The 434-nt window shown below is 34.1% G+C and carries 1 protein-coding gene; it reads right to left on the reverse strand.

Features of this window, described 5'->3' with window-relative positions:
• The coding region (locus tag C1I98_RS46675) for an AraC family transcriptional regulator (protein WP_146607974.1) at window positions 1-434 on the reverse strand (434 nt) is incomplete at both ends.

Genomic DNA, 434 nt, shown 5'->3' on the forward strand with positions numbered 1-434 from the left:
CTTGATTCACAGGCGATGAGTAACTCCTTTGCTACCGCCACTTTTCGTTGTCTGATAAACTGGGTAATTGTCAGTTTATATTCTTTTTTAAATGCAGGGTTGAGTGTTTTTTTTGATGCATGTAACGCACTTGCAATATCGTTTAAAGTAATATTTTCGCCAATGTGCTCATTAATGTATGATTTTATACGTAAGTGCAGCGGTAGAAAGTTTGTTGTACGGTATTCCTTGATTGTTTGAAAATAATACCAAGTAATACCTTGAAGTACTTGCGAAAAAGTTGGAATTTTCTTGATAGATTCAAGCTCTTTCATTAATTCGTGATGCACTTTAAAAGCTAAAGAAACGGGATAACCCCATTGAATAACCGCACGGTTCAAAATAGCAATATACGAAATTAAATAGTTTTTTTCTAAACGAGAAGTTGTGCAACT

This window comes from Spongiactinospora gelatinilytica, assembly GCF_003236385.1.
GTDB lineage: Bacteria > Actinomycetota > Actinomycetes > Streptosporangiales > Streptosporangiaceae > Spongiactinospora > Spongiactinospora gelatinilytica.